This window comes from Moorena sp. SIO1F2, from assembly GCF_010672755.1.
Classification (GTDB): Bacteria; Cyanobacteriota; Cyanobacteriia; order Cyanobacteriales; family Coleofasciculaceae; genus Moorena.
Genome location: NZ_JAAHFV010000024.1, coordinates 19,651 through 42,590 on the forward strand (window position 1 = coordinate 19,651; position 22,940 = coordinate 42,590).

Here is a 22,940-nt window from a genome sequence, read left to right on the forward strand (position 1 = left end):
CAAAAGCCTTGCCCTAGACTAGTGTTTGACCTTTGACCTTTGATTTTTCTCTTGCTTAACACGTTGCTCAAGCATAAATAGGAAAATGCATGAATCAGCTCAACAACGCCTTCACCCTATTCTTGAGTTTGTTGGTTGAAGCAACACCTTTTTTGCTACTGGGGGTTATTCTCTCCAGCTTATTGCTGTTTTTTGTGGATGAGCGCAAGCTAATTGCTAGTATGCCTCGCCACCCCTTTCTAGGAGCAGTTTTTGGTAGTTGTGTCGGCTTTTTGTTCCCAGTGTGTGAGTGTGGTAATGTGCCAGTGGCTAGGCGGTTGCTGAGCCAGGGAGCACCAGCACCAGTAGCAATTGGGTTTTTGCTCGCAGCCCCAACCATCAATCCTGTAGTAATTTGGTCAACTTGGGTAGCCTTTCGAGACCAGCCGGAAATCTGGGTATTGCGAATTTTATTTTCCTTAAGTATTTCCATCTTTATCGGCTGTGTCTTCAGTACTCAGAAAGACTTAGGCCCCCTACTGCAACGAGCAGTGTTTCGCTCTAGACCAAGGAAATTTGCTGAGGATAAGCCAGCATTACTACAATCAGGCTCATATTTACTCGGTCAATCTGGTACACCTTTGCCCTTAGACGCTAATGTCTTAAACACACCCGTTAGCCAGAACATAAATACTAAACCCTTATCTGATCGACTACAGCTCTTTGTCGAAAATGCTATACAAGAGTTTCGGGAGCTAGGCTCAATCCTAGTTTTAGGTAGTGCGATCGCAGCCATCATTCAAGTCGTTATCCCCCGTGATATTATCATTAGCCTCGGTCAAGGACCAGTGATGTCTATTTTGGCCATGATGCTATTGGCCGCTGTAGTATCCATCTGTTCCACCGTCGATGCATTTTTTGCCCTCGCCTTTGCCTCAACCTTCACCAGTGGCTCGTTGTTAGCATTTCTAATCTTCGGACCAATGATTGACATCAAAGCCATCGGTTTACTGTTATCTGTATTTAAAACCAAGTCAATCATTTACCTATTTCTAATAGCAGGGCAATTAACATTTTTATTGACTTTGTTTCTTAATTTGTATGTGAGTTAGGGAGTAGGGAGTAGGGAGTAGGGAGTAGGGAGTAGGGAGTAGGGAGTAGGGAGTAGGGAGTAGGGAGTAGGGAGTAGGGAATCGGGAATAATAAGTATAATGAAAACTATTTACTGATTATAAAATGTTAATTATTAAGGATAAATGATGAAAGATTAAGGGTGACGATCAATTTTAACAGAAGTGTTAAATCCAGTAATAAACGTTTACCAAAATGTATTCCCCCGCCCCCGCCTCAAACTCTTAACCCCGACTCCCGACTCCCGACTCCCGACTCCCTACTCCCTGCTCCCTACTCCCTACTCCCGATTCTAAATTCTAAATTCTAAATTCTAAATTATTAATTCTAAATTATTAATTCTAAATTTCCGACTCCCTAGATTAAATTTTAAATCTTCCTACAATCAATTGACTTGTTAATTATGAATCCATCTAACCATTCAGGACGTTTGTCCAGAAAAAGTTCTTACAGGAGAAACTGGTCAATTCCTCTTTCAGAAGTAATTTCCTTAGCGTTATGGGGAGTTTTATTGTTGAAATCCTGGCTAACTGGTGAGTTAAGTTTGTTAATTCATCCCAATTACTTTAGCTTGGTAGTTATCACTGGTATAATTTTATTGTTAATATCAGGGTTGAGGTTATCCCAACTCCTGAAGTTAGAGCGTAAACACCGATTAGGTAAGGCAGTAACTAGACCAGCTGTTCAACATACAACTTTATTTCCCCCTAGTTGGAGTAGTGGCTTCCTAATCGCTACGGCAATGGTTGGTTTAATCGTGACACCCAAGGCATTTACTAGCCAAACCGCCCTACACCGGGGTATAGCCGACTCCCCCACCATAACGCGATCGCAACCGCAATCCTTTCGCAGTGCTAGCAATCCTGAAAAGCGCACCCTAATTGAATGGATCAAGCTTTTGAATGTTTATCCTGAACCAGATGCCTATACCGGTCAAAAGGTAAAAGTGGATGGTTTTGTAGTAATTGCTCCTAATCTCCCTCCAGACCATCTCTTAATTTCCCGGTTTGTGATTACCTGTTGTGCTGCTGACGCTTATCCTTTGGGTTTGCCAGTAAAAATTAATGAAAACCGTAATGATTATCCCTCCGATACCTGGATCGAGGTTGAAGGTCAAATGATTACTGAAACCTTGGATGATAGACGCCAGCTGGTGATTGAAGCCAGTGGGATTAAGAAAATTCCTGAACCGAAAAATCCTTATTATTATTAGGGAGTAGGGAGTAGGGAGTAGGGAGTAGGGAGTAGGGAGTAGGGAGTAGGGAGTAGGGAGTAGGGAGTAGGGAGTCGGAGTTGTGAACATTGAATTTAAAATTTACCTCAATTCTCCCCATCTCCCCACACTCCCCATCTCCCCACACTACCTGTGCCCACACTCTCCAGACAGCCGCCAAGACCCATCCGGTGTCACGGTAGTGGGATAAGCAGTCAGAAAGATATTGCCATCAGCATCAATCATCAAGCCTTGAGCTTCTATAATCCGTTTTGGCTTAGGGGTAGTGGGGGGCTTAACGGGGGGCTTCACCAATGCCGTACGGGAGCGATACCGTCCACGGGCAGTGGGACGGCGTATATCTTCCCAAAGGGTATTGCTGCTGATTTCACCTGGGCGAGGGGGTATGCCGCCACGTCCAGTATTGATAAACCTACTGCCAGAGCTATTACCTGGTTGACAGCGCTGGTAAAATTGAGCTTTGCCCGGTTCCGTGGGTAAGCTGTTTGGCTCGCGCTCCAGGAAGTCATTGGTGATGTTGAGAGTTACATTACCGTTTATACTACCAGTGGCATCTACATCATTGGTGCTATTGCCATCAGTGGCTGGGCGCTCTTCAATATCACCCAAAATGGTGAAGGCATCGATTGTGATATCACCCCCTTGACCCGTTGGAGCTTTGGTAAGGATATCGCTACCATCAGGAGGAGTTGGGGGAAAGGCAATCAGTAATTCGGTCTCAATATCGATGTTGCCGCCCTTGACTTGTGGGAAATTCTGATTCTTAAAAGCCTCAGCAGAAATCTTGCCGGTACCTCGCAGTATTAGCTGATTAGTTGAGATATCTATGTTTCCACCATTTCCCATCGCTTTTGATGAGACACTACTGAACACACCATTGGGACATATATCATCACACAGAGGATCATCTTCAGTCCCTACCCCATCGAAAATCACCTGATCCCGTGCCTTAATTGTGACGTTACCGCCATTTCCTGTGCCTCGTGTCTCAGAAATAATACGAGAACCATTGGTGAGGAAAAGTGACCCAGTTTCTATGTGAACATCGCCGCCATTGCCCTTACCCTCTGGGTTAACCCTACTGAGAATAGAATTAGGACTTTTGTCGAAGGTGACTGTCTCTGTAGCGATAATTTCTACGTTACCCGCATCCCCTTTACCTAGGGTGTTAGATTGCAGTGAACCAACAGTTAAAGAAACCGACCTTGCCTTAATATTAATATCACCAGCCTTACCCTCACCTTGCTTCTCGATACTAGTGACGGCAGTACCACCAAATTCGGTCTGCCCGGGGCCAAAGGAAACTGTATCACGGGCAAAAATTTCAATATCCCCCGAGTTACCAACGGATTTGTCATTGGATTCGTCATTGGTCTGTCGATCTCCAACTCTGACTTGGAGTTGAGCCCCACCAGTTATAAACAAGGAACCTGTGGTAATCGAAATACCACCACTGTTACCTTCAGCCCCTTCTCTGATAATATTGACTGGACCCGTTGCTCGATCAGATATGTCCCGATCCTCTGGCTGTAGTGCGAATCCGTCAAAGGTTACTGTATCATCAGCAACAATGGTAATTTTCCCAGCATCTGCTTGACCAAAGGTACTGGTTTCGATTTGAGCACCGCCTGTGGCAAAGAGTGACCCAGTATCGATAGTAATATCCCCAGCTTTTTCGGTGCCAAAGGTATTGCTAATAATGAAACTTTTGTCACTTTCAAGGGATAGTTGACCATTTGTAATCACAGTAATATCCCCTGCTTGCCCAGAAGCGGAAGACGCATCAATGCGATCGCTTATGTCAATCCCCCCACGATAATCAATCAAGACCGAGCCACCATTTCCTGAAAACCTCTGGCTATTCAATGTCTTGAAGTTATTTTTATCCGTACCATCACCAGTCAGAAGCGAACTAATTTTAAGGGTGTCACTAACTAAGGATGGGTTAGGTTGATACTGATTCGTTAACAATACCAGTCCATTGGGAGCATTAATCGAGACCTCACCAATTTCGATATTTGCACTAGTAGCAGCACTGCCAAAGTTAGGCGCAAGGTTACCACTATCGGTATTTCCTGGAAAACCGCCGAGTAATGTCCAATCTATGCCAGCACGGATATCTAAAGTAGGTCGCTTACTGCCATCAATCACTACAGAGGTTCTCGCTTCGTCCGACAAGGTGACATTAGCCAGACTAGCCAAAAACGGATTGGAGTTACTAGGGCTAATCGCATTATCCCCGGTATCGGTAGAGTTAATTTCGATGTCACCAACGGTAACACTACCTCCTGCCAAAATATGCAGTGATGCTCCGGTATAGTTTCCTAAACTGACATCCCCATTGGCCAGAATAATGGGATCATTGGGACTGATGAAATTTCCTGGGTTACCATCCAACTGCTCAATGATGATATTTCCGCCAACGGTATAGTTAGTATCTCCGGTGATGGGATTAGCAGAGCGCAACCGTAAATCCAACCCAGCCAATAAACCACTATCGGAATGGTTCTTTGCTGCAATAGTAATTAACTGATTTCCCTGAATCAGTAGCGAACCACCAGAGTACGCTTTAAACGGTTGCGCTACACTATCGGTGATGTTGACTGTATCTTCTGCCAACAGAGTCAAATTCCTACCAGCATCCAGTTGACCCTGTAAATCGAGATTGCCTGCTGCTAGGGTCAAGTCTTTTCCAGCAGCTAAATTCCCAGCATTTGTAATTGTTGTCCTGGGGTCATATTTACCATACTGCAATCCTGGAGTAATATTAATCGTTAACAGTGGCGGGGCTTGTGGGGATGTGGCACTAAACTCCAGCCCATCACCAAATACCAAGCTATTAGCAGTAGACGCAAAAAACGAACCAGCTACATCTAATTTTGCCTGGGAGCCAAACACAATGCCATTGGGATTGAGCAAAAACAGATTTGCTGGTCCATCTACTCCCAAAGTCCCTAGAATATTGGATAGATTCCCCCCAGTTACCCTGGTTAGAATATTCTCGATCCCAGAGGGATTAGCAAAATAAACCCGTTGCAGTTCCCCAACATTAAATTCCTGAAAACTGTGGAATAGGTTAGCACCTCGTGTTGCGCCACCTTCGATCACATCCCCGATTTCTCCTCGGACGGTGGTATTAGGTATCACCACAGACCCTTCTGAACCCAATGTCAGATCTGGAACAATGTCCGCCAAGGCATAGTCGGCTAAAACACAGTTTCCCGACATGGCTAGGGTTACCCCACCCAGGGTGATTGACATTGCCCTAGCCCAACCTGCGGTGAGGGTGAGCACCGGCTTTCCTGCTCCCATATTCAGCTTTCTTGTTATGTCTTGAGATCGCGTTAGGGGAATTTTATCACTAAATGGCTTCACCTAATTTACCAACCGTTCCGGTTCAGTAATCAATACATATTGATCTCCTGATTTATAGCTTACAGTTGGGCATTAAACATGCTGGCGTATGTTTTTGTTTAATTCCATATAAAATTCCTCCTTGTTGGCATTATCCGGTAGCCCAGCTGTTTGACCATCACCAAGTTCTATAATAATCCACTCATAATTATTCTTCTTGGCAATATCCATCGTTAAAAAATTACTATCTATTGCTTTGGCAACATCAATAAAAGGCGTGAAATCGGTTATGGTATCACCATAGTCACCTTCATCCCAATAATTAAACATTTTTACCAATTTACCAAAAAGGAATAATAGTCTGTACTCTTTTGTCAATGGCATACCACTTTTAGAATGTTCCGTTAAAAATTCCAGCTGTTCAAATTTTCTGAAAACCAGCCCTTCATTCAAGGCCGAACCTCGCAGCTCTATGAACCTTTCTACTATCTTCTTCACGTTCTCTTTATTGGATGCATCTGGAATAAAGCAGGCTTCATGCCAGTTGTGCTTTTCTGATTTCACATAATCCTTGACAATAATAGGAGAGTTACCAAACTCATCGAACAGGGAATTAATTACTTAAAAATTATTCATTTCCTGACCCACTGTCCAATTCGATTTTGGAGTTAAAGCCTTTATTTTTGGATAATACTCAGGTAAATAGTGACAATATTTAAATTCTGCTGGAGTATTGACCAGTTTGATATTCTTTTTTAAAAGTCCATGATAAAGTAACCCATAGGATGAAGGCGTTAACATCCATCCACGATAAATAGCCAATTCCTCAACTTCCGCATTTTCCACATACCTTAATGCACGACCTACTTTGCCATCAGTCAAGTCTTCAAAGCTGAATAGGGAAGTTATGAAGCCAGCTAATTGGGCAGCTTTCATCTCTTATTCGTAATCAGGTTCTATCAGTTTATGGTCAAAGACGCTATCGCAAAATATTACTCTCATTTCAAATTTGATATTATGAATTATGACAATTTAAATAATTATAACTATGGTTATATAGCGGTTTTAAATTCGGTCATAAATCTCTCGGTTTTAGGGAGCAGTGAACTCAGCAATTGCTATAGTAACGGATGTAGTAACGGATGTAGTAACGGATAAAGTATGGTGGATGATTAAACGGAGCCGATAAATTGCTCCTCTTGCTGGTAATAGCTAATCTCTGCTAATCCTAAGATCCCATTCAAAGCTATCAAAACCCAGAATAATTTTGAATTTTGAATTTTGCCCAGGAGTACTAGTCAATGACCCAAAACCCATTTATTCGCCAATATTGTTCCAAAAGTGCTTGGTCCAAATCTTGAGATTCAATCAATCCTTTAGTTACCAAAATTTCTCCCAATTTTATCCCAGTTAAAGACTGGATTTCAAGGGCTCTATTGAGTTGACTTGGAGAAATAAGTCGTTTACGAAGCAGAATTTTACCAAGTTGCATGACTGGGTGCTTTTGTTTCAAGTAATAATCCAACATTGGTCATTATTCAATTTCCAATTAACTTTGGAAAAATAAAAATAATATTTGACAAATGATTGTTAAATGAGTTAATCAATGGATGCCGTTGGCGAGCCTCGCCAATCGTGCATGGTCTTTGAAAAACCCACTAGTTAATCAGCTGCTTTCTGAAAATTTATGAAAAAGGCGAGAGTAAGAATTCAGGACTTCCGTAGTAACCATATCTGTAGGGTGCGCTATTAACGTACCCTACTGCTTGTAGCGCTTAGTGCCCAGTTTTGTGTCAGTCCTGAAGCGGAAAGCGCAGCTGTAGTTAACTTTTGCCTACTGCACTGGCTTAAGTGAATCACCGTGAGTAAAGGTGGTGAATTTTGGCTATTATTTTCTGATAATCATCATTTTTACCCTGTTTTTGATAAATTGCAGCTGATTTTTGAAAATTTGCTAGGGCTTCTTGATGCTTTCCTAATTCTCGAAGGCATATGCCACGGTTGTCATAGGCAGCAGCATGGTTGGGGTCAATCTCAATGGCTTCATTCAATTCCAGAATGGCTGCTTGAAATCTGCCCACCACTAGATGGCTAATTCCTCTAAAGTAGTAAAAATTAGCACTTTGAGAATTGTTTTTTTTTGGCTGCTGACGTTGCTTGAAAATTTCCATTGGCTTATCCATTGCTACTTCAATTATTAGGTAGCTACAAACTACTCAGGAGCTACCGATTTAGATGTTATTGACCAATCCCCAAAATCCCGGTTTTTGGGCATATAAAGATGAGGTTTGAGTCTGGCGTAGTCTGTCTTTGAATACTGGTTTACTCAAAAATCTTGGGCTTTGCTATCAAACCCGCCATGGATTTAAGTCCACGGCTCATAGCTAACGTCGGTTTCAACCGACTACAACCCTTTATCTCTAGTCCGTTTTAACAGACTTGAGTTATTAGGTAGTTATTAATCGTAGTGATTAATGGTAGGGTGGGCAGTGCCTACCAACGCCCTTTGCAAGCTTGATTATCTGTCTGGTACACTGCCAACCCTACATGAACTAGGTAGGGGTTTTACCCCCTAGTCATTAATGGTAGGGTGGGCAGTGCCTAGCAACGCCCTTTGCAAGCTTGATTATCTGTCTGGTACACTGCCAACCCTACATGAACTTGAGTTATTAGCTAGTCATTAATGGTAGGGTGGGCAGTGCCTAGCAACGCCCTTTGCAAGCTTGATTATCTGTCTGGTACACTGCCAACCCTACATGAACTAGGGGACCCCCTAGCGGGATAGCAGATACCATAGTTTGTAGGAGTTTTGTCAGTCAATCAGCCCTGAATAACACGTGAACAACAATAGAGGTTATTACCTCTATTACAATTAACTACCAGTACGACATCCTATCAGGGTAGAGTGAAAAATTTGTGAACAGATAAAAAGGTAACAAGACTAACAGACAAAAGAAAACGACCGCACAATCAAAGGGAGTTATGAGCTAGGCAGATAGTCAGTTCAATCCTGTAGGCACCGGTGCCACCCAATATAGCAGTTATCAATTGGGTTCGGGAATCGGGAATCGGGAATAGGGAATAGGGAATAGGGAATAGGGAATAGACAACAGGGAACAGGGAATAGGGAATAGGGAATAGGGAATAGGGAATAGGGAACAGGGAATAGGGAATAGGGAAAAAATCCTGTGTAGCTGATTATCCAGCTTTGGGTAGATATGGGGATTGTGACGAATCACAGTCCTAAAGCTGAGAGTTCCAGGATTAAGAGTACCCACAAGGGTACTGTTAAAACCTGAAAAAGCGACGAAACTAGAGGAAGTTGAAGAGTTCTAAACGACAGCAATGTCAGGATTCAGCCTAGGGCTAACGGGCTAGTTGAAAAGCTACCCTTGCCAGCTATCAGCTGTTGATAGCTGAATACTTAGGAATCCTTACTATTATACCTTCAATCACTAAGTCAATCACTAAGTCAATCAGTAAGTAGTCTGAGGAAATTAGAAATGAAAGAATTCAATACATTAAGCCTGATGCTAATTATTTATCTGGTTATTTTTATTAGTATCAGCCCTAGAGAAGCCAACAATTTTGTTCAATTTATCAATGAAGCATGGTAATTGGTAATAGGCAGAAGTGTTGCCTAGGGAACAGGGGTAAGAGTGTGGGGAGAGGGGGAAGATGGGGAGATGGGGAGATGGGGAGAATTTTCGACAAGCGATGCAGCGCGGTCTTGGGAGAGATTTTAAGATATCCTTTACAAATTTTGGAAACTTTTTTTAAATCATTATAGAACTAATTAAAGCGTTTTTCATAACTATGAGGTACACAGGATTTTTTCCCTCTTCCCTCTTCTCTGTTCCCTGTTCCCTGTTCCCTAAAACCCAGGAATCTGTACCTTACCCAATTGAAAACCGCTATATAACACAATTTGGTGCTTTTTTTTAGTTCTAAGTTCTAAGAATCAACACTTCTGCCTAGTTTACATCTCCTACAGGAAAGGCTATAGGGTGCATCTCGCTTTTGAAATTAGGCAAAAATTATAATAAAATTCCCGCGCCCGGGCCCCACACTCCCCGCGCCCCCGCCCCTTCTTTTTTACAAATATGAGATGCACCCAACGCTATATGTTCTCCCGCAATCTCGCCTTTATCATCGGTATCAATAACTACACCAACGGCATTTCTCCCCTGAACACCGCCGTAAACGATGCCAAAAAACTAGTGGAAATTCTCCGCGAGAAGCATGATTACGAAGTCTGGGAATGCCTAGACGAAGTGGCAACTCTGTCTAACTTCCACAAATTTTTATTTCATACCTTACCAGAACTTGTCACTGAAAATGACCGCTTATTCTTTTACTTCGCTGGTCATGGAGTCGCCCTCAATGGGGATGATGGTCCGGCTGGTTACTTAATTCCTCAAGATGCATCCTTAGGGGATACTAATAGTTATCTGCCCATGACCAAGTTACACGATGCTTTAATTAAATTACCCTGTCGTCATTTCTTGGGTATCCTCGACTGCTGTTTTGCTGGTGCTTTTAAATGGTCAAGCACCAGGGATTTACTAACATCGCCAGAAGTAATTCACCAAGAACGATACGACCGTTTTATTACTGACCCAGCCTGGCAAATCATTACGTCCTCAGCCTCGGACCAAAAAGCCCTCGATAACTTTTATTTAGATAGCGTACGCGGTCAAGTCGGCAATCATTCCCCTTTTGCGGCAGCATTATTAGAAGCCCTCGAAGGTGCAGCAGATATAATTCCTCCAGCTACGAATGGCAAACCCGCTGGAGATGGGGTAATTACAGCCACCGAATTATATTTACATTTACGGAATCGAGTCGAAATACCCACAGAAAAATGCCATCTACGACAAACCCCTGGTATTTGGTGTTTAAATAAGCACGATAAGGGAGAATATATCTTTCTTTCTCCCGGACATGAACTTAATTTACCCCCCGCACCACCTTTAGATCTCTCACAAAATCCCTATCGCGGTTTAAACTCCTTTGACGAGAAACACAGTTCACTGTTTTTCGGTAGAACATTACTAGTAGAAAAGTTAGAAGATTTTGTCAAAGCTAATCCCTTGACAGTGGTGTTGGGTGCTTCCGGTTCCGGTAAGTCTAGCTTGGTAAAAGCCGGATTAATTCCCAAACTACGGCAAGATAATACTGAGAAATGGTGTATTTTGTCACCCATCCGTCCTGGTGAGACTCCCTTGCAACCGTTAAATAATGTGCTATGTAATGCTAAGTTACCAAGGGTAGAGCGACAAAACCCAGAGCAGAACCTGGCAATGAGCATTGATGTTTGGGCGAAAAATAACCCCAACTCTAAGTTATTACTGTTTATTGACCAAAGCGAAGAAATTATTACACTCTGTCAAAACTTAGATGAGCGTCAGGAATTTTTCCAACAGATACTCACAGCCATAAATGCCCATGGGGATAAATTACGGGTAGTACTATCCCTACGTTCTGACTTTGAACCCCAAGTCAGGGATGCTGGCTTAAAGTTTGTCGGCGAAGAACTTAACTGGGGACGATTTATTGTACCAGCGATGACGCGAGCTGAACTGGGCGAAGCGATTCAGAAACCCGCAGAAGCACGGGTGATGTATTTTCAGCCCCACAAACTTGTAGAAGAATTGATTAATGAAGTGGCGGATATGCCGGGATGCTTACCACTGCTGTCTTTTGCCTTGAGCGAACTTTATCTGAAATACTTAAGGCGACAACGGGAGGCACAATATAGAGGCATCACTATTGACCGGGCGTTGACTCAAGCCGATTATATTGAATTGGGGGGAGTAATGCGATCGCTAACTCAAAGGGCTGATCAGGAATATCAGGCGCTAGTTAAAGAAAATCCCGCTTATGACCAAGTTATCCGTCATGTAATGTTGCGGATGGTTGCCCTGACTGGGGGTGAGTTAGCCCGTAGGCGCGTACTTTTATCAGAACTAGAATATCCGCCTCAGAAAAATGGTTTAGTGAAGGAAGTAATTGAGCGCTTTACCAATGCACGGTTATTGGTGAAAGGAGAAGATACTGTACGGAATCTTTATGTAGAACCAGCCCATGATGCTTTAGTACGGGGTTGGCAAAAGCTACGGCATTGGGTTCAACAAGAGAAAAATCTGGAATTACAACGTCGTTTAACTCCATCCGCCTTAGAGTGGAATGATCACGGAAAAACCAGATTTCTTTGGAATGCGAACCCCTATTTGGATGTATTGAATAAGGAGGTACTCAAATCTCCTGATAACAATTGGTTAAACCAAGTAGAAGCGGAATTTGTACTACGAAGTGTTAAGCGAAGACGGCGAAATACCCAAAGGAATTGGGGAATTGCATTGGGCGTAATGCTGGGATTGAGCGGGTTGACCATTTTATCTTTGATTGCTCAAAGGGAGGCGCTGATAGGTCAAGTTAGGGCTTCTCAAGAAGCCTCAGAAGCCAACTTGCCCTCGAACCAGTTACAAGCCTTGGTCGATAGTTTAAGGGCAGCAAAGTCACTACAGCAACCACTTTTGCTGTTATTCAAGCCAAAAAATCAGCTACAAAATCAAGTAAGAGCAACACTACTACAGGCGGTGCATGGTATAAGAGAAAGCAACCGATTGGAAGAACATAGCAGTCGGGTGATGAGCGTAGTTTTCAGTCCTAATGGTGAGCGGATTGCTGCCACGAGTGGAGATACTACAGTCAAAGTTTGGAACAGAAATGGTATCTTAGAAGCCAACTCAAAACAGCGGGGAATGGTTTTCACTACCCAAGAGGGTAAGTTTCTTACCTGGTCGGTAAGTTCGGACAATACGAACAATATCGAAATCAGGAGGCTTGATGGCACCTTGCTACAAACTCTCAAAGATGCTAATTTTCGGCCTTCGAACGTTTTGCCTTATATTGTTGTTAATAGTGTAGTATTCAGCCCCGATCAAAAGAGAATTGCCGTGGCTCGTGCTGACGGTACAGTACAACTTTGGAAAGCAGATGGAACCTTAATACGCACCCTGAAAGGACATAGCGATATAGTCTATAGTGTAGTTTTCAGTCCTAATGGCGAAATGATTGCTTCGGCGAGTCGCGACAAAACGGTAAAGCTGTGGAAACCAGACGGGACTTTAATACGCACCCTTGAAGGACATAACCGTGGTCTCTTGAAAGTCGCATTCAGCCCAGATAGCAACACCCTCGCCTCAGCAAGCTTCGACAACACGGTAAAGCTGTGGAAACCAGATGGGACTTTAATACGTACCCTCGTTGGACATAACGATGGGGTTTATAGCGTAGCATTCAGCCCTAACGGTGAAATGATTGCCTCAGCAAGCTGGGACACAACGGTAAAACTCTGGAAAATGGACGGCAGCTTGGAGCGCACCCTCTATGGACATAGGTCTTCTGTCACCAGCCTAGCATTCAGCCCAGATAGTAAGACCCTGGCCTCGGCAAGCACAGACACTACTGTCAAACTTTGGAAGCTGGACAACACTAAAGAAGGTATTATCAAAGCACATAGGGATACTGTCAATAGCGTAGCATTCAGCCCTAATGGCGAAATGATTGCCTCAGCAGGCCGGGACAAAACGATAAAGCTGTGGAAACCGGACGGGACTTTAATACGCACCCTGAAAGGACATAGCGATTCTGTCAATAGTGTAGTCTTCAGCCCTAATGGCGAAATGATTGCCTCGGCGAGTAGCGACAAAATGGTAAAGCTGTGGAAACCAGACGGGACTTTAATACGCACCCTGAAAGGACATAGGGATTCTGTCGATAGTGTAGTGTTCAGCCCTAATGGCGAAATGATTGCTTCAGCGGGGAGTGGTGTTATTCAGCTCTGGAAGCCAGACGGTAGCTTTATACGTAATCTCGAAGGGTATGTAAGTTATATAGTATTTAGCCCGGATAGTCAGATGATTATTGCTTCAGCTGGGTGGGGTCAAGGTTTGCTTCAACAGCTAGACGGCACCCCTGTAACCACCCTGCCAGCATATGGCTATGGAGTTAGAAGCGTAGCGTTCAGCCCCGATGGTCAGATGATTGCCTTAGGAAGTAGTGAGCCTAAACTCAGTCTCTTGAAGCCAGACGGAACCTTTGTGCGCGACCTCCAAGGACATGATGATGACGTCAATAGCGTAGCCTTTAGCCCCGATGGGCAGATGATTGCCTCCGCTAGTAGGGATGGTACGGTAAAACTCTGGGAAAGAAACGGCGCTTTGCTGAGTACCCTGAAAGGGTATACAGATCACGAACAGATTATAGTAGATTTCAGTCCTGATGGCAATAGCCTTGTCTGGACTAGTCGTAACGGAAAGGTGATTCTGTGGAATTTAAACCTGGATGATTTGCTCGTACGCGGTTGCAATTGGGTGCGTGACTATCTAGAGAATAACCCCAATGTTGACGAGAGCGATCGCCATCTCTGCGACAATGTTAACAAGTAGTTACCTTGATGTAAAAGTTTTGGTAGCCACGATTGTGTTTTTTGCAATTGGCTCATTTTTTTAATTGTCGAAGAATTTGCGTTCGCGTAGCGTGACCAAAGGTCAATCGCCTTCTTAAAAGTGTTGGGACAAAAGTGCTAGCCTCTTAAAAAGTTTTGGGACAAAAGTGCGATTGACCCTAGGTCACGCTACGGGATGAAGCGTTCGCGTAGCGTGGCCGAAAGGCCAATCACACCGAAAGCTAAACCTACGAGTCGGATTTGCTATCAGCAACAGATAGTGAACGCATCCATTCATCCAAATCGTCAGGTTTCCTAAAGTCCAACAACGCTTCCCCCAAAGCTTCAAGCTGAGGGAGGGATAAGGCTTGAACCTGCGATCGCATTTCTGGGGACACTTCGCCAATGCGACGCAAGAGTAGGCGGAGGATGAGAGATTGTTCCCCTTCGTGACGGCCTTCATCCTTAATATCTTGATAAATTACAGACTGCTCCATGATATCTCTGCGTAAAACCTGGTTAATGAAGTCCCTCTTTAATAATAGCCCTGCTAGAATCCCAGCGGACGCAGCCACATTGCTCTGTATCCTCATTTCTGGAATCGCCTCAACTCTTGCAGCCACCTGACGCAAGGTTTGAGCAGCATCGGGGGTTTGTGTCAGCACAGCCAAGGGCAATAACCCCGTCGATTCCAGAAACGGCTGAGTCGATTGTTCCCATAGCCGAATCACCTCAAATTCGTGACGAGTACCAGGAATCTCAAACGCTGTCTGATAAACGAGTTCAGAAGTTGAACGGGTCAAGTAAATGACCACTTGGCGCATCTGCTTATTTGGAAAACGGCGGAAAACTCTTAGGCGGTAATCTGCCATTCTGAAGGCCATAGTTGAGTCAGGTTGAGTCTGAAACTCGACGTGAAGGACAAAATCATCAGAATTCAGCAAAATCAAAGCATCCGCTCGAATGGGTTCAAGGGACAGTTCAGATGGACTGAGTTGGGTCATGGTGATGGGTTCACCAAGTAACCAGGAGGCAAAATCTTCCGAAAAGCTCTCAGCGAGGAACTTGCAGGTATTATCGAACATTAAACGATTATATCAGAGTGCCCATATCAAGAATTCTGCTGGATGGGGACTTTCCTGAAGCAGTGCGATTGACCTGCATGTCACGCGGGGCGCGTTCGCTTTCTCAAAACTGTTGGGAAAGAAGTGCGATTGACCTGCATGTCACGCGGGGCGCGTTCGCTCTGTGTTTACTTTTGATTCAGAAGTCGGGGAATCACTAAAGTTTTTCTTGGTTGAGAAGTAGTGCGATCGCCTCTGCCGGATCCACCACCGTTACTTCCTCTAATATCTGACCGTAAAACGAACCAAAATGCTTCTTATCACCGGTTACCAAAAGGTCTGCCCTATTCTCTACTGCTGTCGCTAAAATAGGAGCATCTTTCAAAGGTAGCCCCATCTCCATGGCCCAATTAACTCGTGAAACCGGTGCTTCTCCAACAATAATTAGTTTGGGGATTAAATCCCGTTCCAATCGTGTCAAAGCTTCGGGATACTTAGCTGTAATGTTACGGCGTGTTTCTTCCAAGGCGTGAGGCGATGTTAGCAAAGCACAATACCCAGCAGAAGCTAACTCAAACAAAGCCCTACAGCGACCATCAGGACTAATAGCGGCTGCAAAGATTACATTGGCATCCAGGAACAGGCGCATGTATCTTTCCTACTCAGCATCTTTAAGTTGGCCCATTAGCTGTTCGGCTTCTTCGTTAGTTAACCGATCGCCTGATAAAAACTCCTCAATCCGTTCCTCTGTATACATCTCAATCGGATACACTCCCGCAGGACGCAGTATAATTCCACCATCCGCAGTAGTTTCTACCAGTAGCATAGTTTCACCTTCCAACCCTAAACGCTTGAGAATTGCTTTGGGAATAGAGAGTTGACCTTTTTTTCCTAGCTTGATGACTTCCATAATTTAAAATAACCATAATCCGGCAAACCGGACTTTAACTAAATAGTAATCTATAGCATTTGTATTTGAGTTGTGAACAGAATCCCTTAGGTAAAGGCAAGAGGCAAGAGGCAAGAGGCAAGAGAGTATAATATAATATAATTTCAGGATAATTACCCTTAATCAAAATTTCCCACACTTCCCACACTCCCCCCTCTCCCCACACTTCCCACACTTCCCACCCTACCGACTCCCGACTCCCTACTCCCTACTCCCTACTCCCTAAAACCCGGATTATTCAACTGCTTCATAAAAAACTCTTCCAATGAAGGACGATTTAAAGTCATACTCATCAATTGGGCATCCATCAGCCGGAGGGAAGCCATAAACTCTTGGGGTTCCCCTCGCAATTGACCGTACCAGCAATCATCCTCAAATTCCAATTCCATCAACCACCGTTTGATAATCTCTATATTCCCACCTTTGCCTTTAACTCGGTAGGTGTTATCGGTACCCAAAAGTTCATCTAACGCTCCCATACAAATTAATTCCCCATTAGCTAGAATCGCGATGCGATCGCAAATTTTCTCCACATCTGACAACACATGGCTGTTGAAGAAAATAGTCTTGCCTTGAGCTTTAAGAGACATAATAATTTCCCGGATTTGGTAGCGTCCCATCGGGTCAAGACCGGACATGGGTTCATCGAGAAATACTACTTCTGGGTTATTAATCAGTGCCTGGGCCATACCGATGCGCTGGAGCATCCCTTTAGAATACTGACGTAGTTGTTTCTTTCGTGCGGCTGATTGGGACAATCCTACTAGTTCTAACAGCCGAGGAATGCGTTTACGTTTTACCTCATGGGGAATTTGAAATAGTCCAGCGGTAAACTGCAAAAATTCCCAGCCGGTGAGATAGTCATAGAAGTAGGGGTTTTCTGGTAAGTAACCAATGCGCTGCTTGACCTTAACATTACCAAGGGGATGTCCGAGTAACCATCCTTGTCCGCCAGTAGGACGGACAATTCCTAGTAAGGTTTTTAAGAGGGTAGTTTTCCCGGCTCCATTTGGACCGAGTAATCCAAAGGTTTCTCCCTGATAGACGCTGAGGGAGCAATTTTTCAGGGATTCAATTTTTTGATTGAGCCAGAAGCCCGTGCGGTAGACTTTGCGCAGTTGGGAGGTCTGAACCACAGGGATTGGTTCAGAGGTGGTGAGTTGGAGGGGTAAAGTGAGAGTAGATTGCTCCATCCTGTTGCTGGGATATGAGGGATATAATCTATATTTATTTATTCCCTATTTTGCCGATTTTGAATCTATTCTGAATAAAATCCATGATATCTGATCCGGTAGAGCCTGGCTGAATGTTTACGGTCAGTCTTGCTGGATCACTCTTGAGCAAAAAAGTCTACTAACTGCTGACCAACCTCAGGATTGTATAAGCGTAAGTAATTCCAGTAATTACCCAAAACTTGCTTGACATAGTTTCTGGTTTCACCAAAGGGTATAGTTTCCACAAACTCATCTAAATCAATGGGTTCATTTTCCTTTAGCCATTTCCCTACATTACCTTGACCAGCATTGTAACTAGCAATGGCGAATGCGGAGTTATCCTCATACACGCGATGGCTATGGGCGAGAAACCAGGTTCCTAGTTTAATATTATCGTTGGGTTCCGCTAATTTATAGTCGTTGAAATTGATGGATTTCCCTACCCAAGCTGCAGTACTGGGTAACATTTGCATTAAGCCCATGGCACCAGCAACTGATGTAATGTTTGGCTCAAATCGAGACTCTTGACGCATTAAGGATATAACCAGTAGAGGATTAATGTTACGCTGTTTTGACTCAGTTTCGATTATCTCTATATAGGGAAAGGGATAGAGGGCTTGCCAGTAAGCCGGTTTTTTCCTGATTTTCTGATACTGCTCCTGTTCTTGGGATGTTTCTCGGTCTTCGAGGGTCTCTACCAGGGAAATTCCTTTTAGGTATTCTCCCATCGCCAGCCTGAACAAGCCATCAGTAAACTGTTGTGGCACAGTGGGCTTGAGGCGAGTTTGAAATTCCCCTTGCCATAGGCTCCAAGCATCCTGGTCTTGACCAAGCTGATACAATTCCTTCAAAGCTGCTGAGCCCACAGGTAACTCGGGTCGCACCGTTGGCCAGTTTACAGTAAGGGATGACTGGCGCAGTGTGCTAAAGTCTCCCACATCCCAACCCAACTGTACCGCTGAGCGCCAAGCATAGTAAGATTGAATATGGTTGGTAATCACCTGCTTAAACGCTGCTTCGGCTTCCTGCTTCCGTCCTAGCTGAGTTGCCCATTTTCCCGACCAAAACCCTGCTCTACGGGCGATCAGACTGTGGGGATTATCCTTAAGGATAGGCTGAACGTTATGCCAAGCGGTTAGGATGTCTCCATTTTGTGCAGCCTCTTTAGCCATCTGCCAGCGATAGTCCGCTGCCGCATCAGAATTGCTATACTTATGGATTAATAATTGATAGGCTTGTTCAGCAGCGTTGGGACTATTGAGTTGTTCGAGAGTTTTGGCTTTGGCCAAAAGTGCCTCAGCAGCTCGGTCGGGAAAGCGATCGATAACTTGGTCGAAATACGGTATCTTGTCAATGGGTGGTTCTAGTGCAGCGAGTTGGAGATAAGCCAAAGCGGTTTCTTTGGCATTGGGAAATTCCTCAACCATCTTTTTATAAGCCACTTTCGCTGCTTTGGGCTTTTGAGCATACTGAAGTGCTCTAGCCCCTAGGTAAGTATGCTTAGGTATTGGTTTAGCATTGGCATAAGCAGCACTGGCTTGAGCATATTTGCGGTCTTTCCAATAGGCTAATGCGATCGCTTCCCAATCTTCCGGCTGGATTATAGCACGATTTTTACCATCGACAGATTTGCCGTAGTTACTCACTAGTTGATCTAGCACTAGGGTAACCCCTGGTTGGTCAAAGGTATACCTGGCTAATAACAGCATCAGTTCAGGTTGATTGGGCTGATCCTTGAGCTTTTGCTGGATTAATTCAATGATGCGAGGATGAGAAGGATATTTTTTCAGTGCTCGTTCCCAGTATTTTGCCTCTTCGGCAGAGAAGTCATACATCTGCTGTATTTTTGCTAACCACGGCTGCTCAGAAGTCGAGGTGATTCTGGCATATTTCGGAGCAATAGATTCCTGTTCTGGTTTGCGGTAGGGTGAATCATCTGACAAGAAGGCATACAACGCTTCAGCTGCCACTGGCTGATTACCATAGCGTTGGAGCAACTCCTGCCAAGCTTCTTGGGCTTGAGCTTTGTCCCCAGTGAGTTGGTAAGCCTGTGCTCGTTTGAGCACAATATGTCCGGCTATTACTGGATATTCCCACTCTAACTTATCTAACCAACGCAGTGCCTCCCTGCCCTGCTGCCCAGCTATGGCATCAACCGCCAATAGGTAACGAGCACGGCCACGATTGAGGGATTTTGGTCCAATTGCGATCGCTTCGAGTTGTGCCATCCGCTCCTCGGGGGATTGGGATGCTAGTTTTAGGACTGTAGTGTCCTTGGGATTTCTGCGCCCCATGATTTGCTGGGGCAGCAACACTACCCAATTCGTTAATCCTAGCGGGTTCTTGCGATCAATCAACACTAAAATGGTGATCGAGATCAGCAGTAGGCTCAATCCCACACTAGACGCTAGTAGGATTTGTCGTCTGGTACGCTGACGCAATTGCTGGCGCCATAAAGGATAGTAGCGGGAGAATTTCAAACGTGACCGTTTCATAGAGCCTCCTGGTGATGCACGTCCATAGTAGGATTAGATTTTGGGAATAGAAAGCTCTGTAACAACCGTGCTGTGATTTGATAGAAGACTTATGGAACGCGGAAAAATAGTCGCTATTATAACTGGAGCTATATCGATATTGCTAGCGATCGCTTACTTAATTATTGTCCAGCTGCTGGATTTTCGAGGAGAGATGATCCCTGCTCCAGTTAGCCAATCATTAGACTGGGGATATTGGATCGGGTACTTTTACCCAGATCTTGCCCAATGGTTAATTACTTAATAAACCCATAAGTGTCAATGAAACTCCCCGCGCGTTTACGCGCAGGGATGATTGGGCAAGAGAAATACTATTCCCTTGCCGGATCGTTGCCCCAGGTTCTGATCTGCCCTGTGCTTTAGCTGTCTCTATTTGGCTGTATCCCGCAGTGCTGCCAACACCGTCTCATGGATTACACCATTGCTGACAACCACACCCTGATTTTCAACTAGCTTAGAACCGATCGAAAAGTTCAGAGGCTTACCATGCATATCTGTAACAAGCCCACCAGCTTCCTCCACAACAATAGTGCCTGCAGCATGGTCCCAAATTTTCTCACGGTAGTTGGGATACTTCGAGGAAGGTAAACGTAGGTAAAGGGCTGCGTGACCAGAGGCAACCGCACCATACTTAGCCTGAGAATCCATCCGCAGGGAGTTTGCAGTAATTCCCACCGCTTTAGCTACAAAATCTTGCCGAGAATGGTCACCATGACCAGATTCCACGCTTTCGACGAACCGGAGTTCTGCTGTATTACCAGCATCAGTCACTTGAATCGATTGGGGTTCCCCACCACTAATAGGTACCATGGTTGCTCCCTGACCCCGTACTGCCACAAATAGGACACCCCGTTCCCCATCTGGTTGTGCTAGGTTGACGGGTAAAGCTGGGCAAGCTAGCACTCCTACTTTCACTTCACCTTGTTCTACCAAAGCCAAGGCGACAGCATATTGATCATTACGCAGAAACCCTTTGGTGCCATCAATCGGGTCTAAGGTCCAGTAGCGAGGTCCAATCTCACCATTCCCTCGATTAATCCAACTAACCACTGCCTCAGGAGTAGCATCATTAGTTACAGATTGCACATAACTAGTTACCTGTGCCAACTGATTCGCCATGGTTGGTTCCACCAAATCAGCAGCATCTTCTTCACCCACTACTGGATCATTAGGAAAAGCTTGGCCAAGTAAGCGGCAAATCACTGCCTGGGAACCATAATCGGCAACAGTGACAGGGCTTTTGTCACTTTTTTCCATAGCTTCAGTCACCCGTTCACTCCGGACTTGCTCACAAATTTTGGCAGCGGCTAAGGCTGCCTCAATCGCAACCTGTTTCTCTTGTTGATAAGACATTGTAAATAACTGCTCCTAAGGGCGAAAAGATTTTTGGAAGGTTTTTTCGATCATGGGTAATAGGTATAGCTAATCGGTAATAGACCCTTGAGTAATCACCATTAGCAATTAGAGATTACCTATTACTGACTAGGAACTGCCTGGTTTTAAAGGCTTGTGGCCTAGCAGCATGTTTTTCCCTGACCTTAGAGACAGAGCTAGGAACTGGCAGTCATTCATAGGTGTCATAACCCTTACAAAGGGGGAACTAATCTCCATTGCTGGCATCTTAGCTAGGAAATTCCGGATTCAGAGGAAATTACCAGGGAATTAACTAAGAGCAGTAATCGAGGTACAACAATAATGTATTTCATCCGGATCATCTGTGCCATTTTCCTTCCACCACTCGGTGTGTTCTTGCAAGTGAGTTTTGGCAAGTCCTTTTGGCTTAATATTCTGTTAATGGTATTGGGTTTCATTGTAGGCACTCAACTTGGTTTTCCCAAATATGGTGTAGTGCCTGCCATACTCCATGCTGTATGGGTGACTGCTAATCAATATCAGGATTAAACTGTTTACTAGGGACGGGCGGCCTAACCGAACACAAAACAGGGATTATAGGTCCGGTAACCCGGCTCTAAGACTAGAATAATTTGGCACAATGGAAGTGAGTACGCGCTCAAGAGTGCTTAAGCCAATCAGCCTTGTCGTAACAAACACCAAAGGTATACCAGAATGGATTTAATTCGGATTTTATGTGCTATTTTCGTGCCACCACTGGGAGTATTTTTGCAAGTGGGTTTTGGCTGGCCCTTTTGGATAAATATCCTTTTAACCCTATTGGGTTACATTCCAGGTATTATCCATGCCGTTTGGGTGATTGCCAAGAGATAAAATAAAGGATTAGACTGACTACAAATGTCCAAACAATCATCCCAACCTGTGAATGTGAAGTATAAGGCTTTGAACTATCAGGGAGTCTACCCCTGCCCAGTCTGTCGTGTCGGTCAGATTCAAAATTTATCGTTAATGGAAGCTTTTGCCTGTCACGAGTGCCGCCACATTTTCACTGCTGATCTCGAAAGGCAAATCCTCAAAATAACCGATCGGCAGCCCCCAATGACCTGGCACTGGAATGGCAAAAAGTGGACAGGGGCGCATCTAGAGGGGGTTGAATGGGGATGGGTGAATTGGTTATTAGCCTTGGCATTTGTAGTTTGTCCAACGACCTTAATTGGGGCAGCCGTTTATATGTTTCCCCCTGCCCCAGATAGTCCTGTATCTTGGCTTCCAGCTGCTTGGGTAGGGTTAACGTTTTTATGCCATCTGGCAATCGTTGTCTGGTTGGTGATGGAATTTTATCAATTTCCAGTTTGGGAGTACTTGAGAATTGGACGGCAGCGAATTATGGGTCGTTAGTTCTGTTAATTAACTTGAATATAGTGCTGAGTATTGTTAAGAATAACACCCTTAGATTTTAATCCTTTATAGTTTATAGTTACTAATTCATACTTGCTCAGGATCACAGCTCTAGCCGTTTACGGGGAAATTAAGTATAATTTGTTACAAAATTGAGGACTCCTGCTATAAGATAGGGGGTTGCTAGTGCTAATTATGCGTTCCCGTAGCGGCTCTGTTCGCGTAGCGTGGCCTTTGGCCTTAAGAGCATCCGATAGCGACTCTGTTCGCGTAGC

Annotated in this window: 21 protein-coding genes and 1 pseudogene; 9 read left to right on the top strand and 13 right to left on the bottom strand. The window is 44.4% G+C overall.

Features of this window, described 5'->3' with window-relative positions; all coding sequences use genetic code 11:
• Positions 1-89 precede the first annotated feature (89 nt).
• The 3 genes from F6J94_RS05350 to F6J94_RS05360 all read left to right on the top strand — a co-directional run bounded on the left by F6J94_RS05350 (position 90) and on the right by F6J94_RS05360 (position 2,323).
• Entirely contained in the window at positions 90-1,091 is a 1,002-nt protein-coding gene (locus F6J94_RS05350) for a permease (RefSeq protein WP_293018236.1), read from the top strand.
• Positions 1,092-1,274: 183 nt separating this feature from the next.
• Positions 1,275-1,406: a hypothetical protein gene (locus F6J94_RS05355; protein WP_293037722.1), complete on the top strand. Its 132-nt coding sequence runs from the start codon at positions 1,275-1,277 to the stop codon at positions 1,404-1,406.
• A 107-nt stretch (positions 1,407-1,513) separates the two neighbouring features.
• Positions 1,514-2,323, top strand: coding sequence for a TIGR03943 family protein (locus F6J94_RS05360; protein ID WP_293018240.1), 810 nt, complete (start codon positions 1,514-1,516; stop codon positions 2,321-2,323).
• On the opposite strand, the gene F6J94_RS05365 is transcribed toward F6J94_RS05360, so the two are convergent.
• The 7 genes from F6J94_RS05365 to F6J94_RS05395 form a co-directional block, all read right to left on the bottom strand.
• The gene (locus tag F6J94_RS05365; protein WP_293037725.1) at positions 2,283-2,504 is read right to left on the bottom strand and encodes a hypothetical protein; all 222 of its coding nucleotides are present in this window, start codon (positions 2,502-2,504) and stop codon (positions 2,283-2,285) included. The two genes, F6J94_RS05360 and F6J94_RS05365, sit on opposite strands and share 41 nt — an antisense overlap.
• Positions 2,471-5,719, bottom strand: coding sequence for a filamentous hemagglutinin N-terminal domain-containing protein (locus F6J94_RS05370; RefSeq protein ID WP_293037729.1), 3,249 nt, complete (start codon positions 5,717-5,719; stop codon positions 2,471-2,473). Before F6J94_RS05370 ends, F6J94_RS05365 begins: the two co-directional genes overlap by 34 nt.
• A 72-nt stretch (positions 5,720-5,791) precedes the next feature.
• Positions 5,792-6,316 (bottom strand): ATP-grasp domain-containing protein, encoded by a 525-nt coding sequence (locus F6J94_RS05375; RefSeq protein WP_366511361.1) that lies wholly within the window; start codon positions 6,314-6,316, stop codon positions 5,792-5,794.
• A 3-nt stretch (positions 6,317-6,319) separates the two neighbouring features.
• A complete protein-coding gene (locus F6J94_RS05380) occupies positions 6,320-6,634 on the bottom strand; it encodes a hypothetical protein (protein WP_293037735.1) in 315 nt (104 codons plus the stop codon).
• A 358-nt stretch (positions 6,635-6,992) separates the two neighbouring features.
• Positions 6,993-7,226 carry a hypothetical protein gene (locus F6J94_RS05385; RefSeq protein ID WP_293037739.1) on the bottom strand — a complete coding sequence of 78 codons (234 nt, stop codon included), beginning with the start codon at positions 7,224-7,226 and terminating at the stop codon, positions 6,993-6,995.
• Positions 7,227-7,554: 328 nt separating this feature from the next.
• A complete protein-coding gene (locus F6J94_RS05390) occupies positions 7,555-7,869 on the bottom strand; it encodes a tetratricopeptide repeat protein (protein ID WP_293037744.1) in 315 nt (104 codons plus the stop codon).
• 873 nt (positions 7,870-8,742) lie between these two features.
• Entirely contained in the window at positions 8,743-8,976 is a 234-nt protein-coding gene (locus tag F6J94_RS05395; protein WP_293037747.1) for a hypothetical protein, read from the bottom strand.
• 538 nt (positions 8,977-9,514) lie between these two features.
• Here F6J94_RS05395 and F6J94_RS05400 point away from each other — a divergent pair.
• Positions 9,515-9,643 carry a hypothetical protein gene (locus F6J94_RS05400; protein WP_293037752.1) on the top strand — a complete coding sequence of 43 codons (129 nt, stop codon included), beginning with the start codon at positions 9,515-9,517 and terminating at the stop codon, positions 9,641-9,643.
• Positions 9,644-9,801: 158 nt separating this feature from the next.
• The gene (locus F6J94_RS05405) at positions 9,802-14,154 is read left to right on the top strand and encodes a caspase family protein (protein WP_293037756.1); all 4,353 of its coding nucleotides are present in this window, start codon (positions 9,802-9,804) and stop codon (positions 14,152-14,154) included.
• Positions 14,155-14,401: 247 nt separating this feature from the next.
• Here F6J94_RS05405 and F6J94_RS05410 read toward each other — a convergent pair whose 3' ends face one another.
• The 5 genes from F6J94_RS05410 to F6J94_RS05430 all read right to left on the bottom strand — a co-directional run bounded on the left by F6J94_RS05410 (position 14,402) and on the right by F6J94_RS05430 (position 19,875).
• The gene (locus F6J94_RS05410; protein ID WP_293037760.1) at positions 14,402-15,238 is read right to left on the bottom strand and encodes an Rpn family recombination-promoting nuclease/putative transposase; all 837 of its coding nucleotides are present in this window, start codon (positions 15,236-15,238) and stop codon (positions 14,402-14,404) included.
• A gap of 196 nt (positions 15,239-15,434) precedes the next feature.
• The gene (locus F6J94_RS05415; protein WP_293037763.1) at positions 15,435-15,866 is read right to left on the bottom strand and encodes a putative toxin-antitoxin system toxin component, PIN family; all 432 of its coding nucleotides are present in this window, start codon (positions 15,864-15,866) and stop codon (positions 15,435-15,437) included.
• 9 nt (positions 15,867-15,875) lie between these two features.
• The gene (locus tag F6J94_RS05420) at positions 15,876-16,127 is read right to left on the bottom strand and encodes an AbrB/MazE/SpoVT family DNA-binding domain-containing protein (protein WP_293037767.1); all 252 of its coding nucleotides are present in this window, start codon (positions 16,125-16,127) and stop codon (positions 15,876-15,878) included.
• A gap of 254 nt (positions 16,128-16,381) precedes the next feature.
• Positions 16,382-17,359: an ABC transporter ATP-binding protein gene (locus tag F6J94_RS05425; RefSeq protein WP_293037772.1), complete on the bottom strand. Its 978-nt coding sequence runs from the start codon at positions 17,357-17,359 to the stop codon at positions 16,382-16,384.
• A gap of 137 nt (positions 17,360-17,496) precedes the next feature.
• Positions 17,497-19,875, bottom strand: a complete 2,379-nt coding sequence (locus F6J94_RS05430) for a transglycosylase SLT domain-containing protein (protein ID WP_293037777.1) — start codon at positions 19,873-19,875, stop codon at positions 17,497-17,499.
• Between the two features lie 91 nt (positions 19,876-19,966).
• Here F6J94_RS05430 and F6J94_RS05435 point away from each other — a divergent pair, with 91 nt between their 5' ends.
• Positions 19,967-20,158: a hypothetical protein gene (locus tag F6J94_RS05435; protein WP_293037782.1), complete on the top strand. Its 192-nt coding sequence runs from the start codon at positions 19,967-19,969 to the stop codon at positions 20,156-20,158.
• A gap of 125 nt (positions 20,159-20,283) precedes the next feature.
• On the opposite strand, the gene F6J94_RS05440 is transcribed toward F6J94_RS05435, so the two are convergent.
• Positions 20,284-21,267: a 3'(2'),5'-bisphosphate nucleotidase gene (locus tag F6J94_RS05440; RefSeq protein ID WP_293037785.1), complete on the bottom strand. Its 984-nt coding sequence runs from the start codon at positions 21,265-21,267 to the stop codon at positions 20,284-20,286.
• Positions 21,268-21,609: 342 nt separating this feature from the next.
• On the opposite strand from F6J94_RS05440, the pseudogene F6J94_RS34150 reads away from it, so the two are divergent.
• The 3 genes and pseudogenes from F6J94_RS34150 to F6J94_RS05455 all read left to right on the top strand — a co-directional run.
• Positions 21,610-21,726: pseudogene (locus F6J94_RS34150) on the top strand (YqaE/Pmp3 family membrane protein); the annotation flags it as partial.
• Between the two features lie 255 nt (positions 21,727-21,981).
• A complete protein-coding gene (locus F6J94_RS05450; protein ID WP_070391771.1) occupies positions 21,982-22,140 on the top strand; it encodes a YqaE/Pmp3 family membrane protein in 159 nt (52 codons plus the stop codon).
• Between the two features lie 24 nt (positions 22,141-22,164).
• Positions 22,165-22,665, top strand: a complete 501-nt coding sequence (locus F6J94_RS05455) for a hypothetical protein (RefSeq protein ID WP_293026213.1) — start codon at positions 22,165-22,167, stop codon at positions 22,663-22,665.
• Positions 22,666-22,940 lie beyond the last annotated feature (275 nt).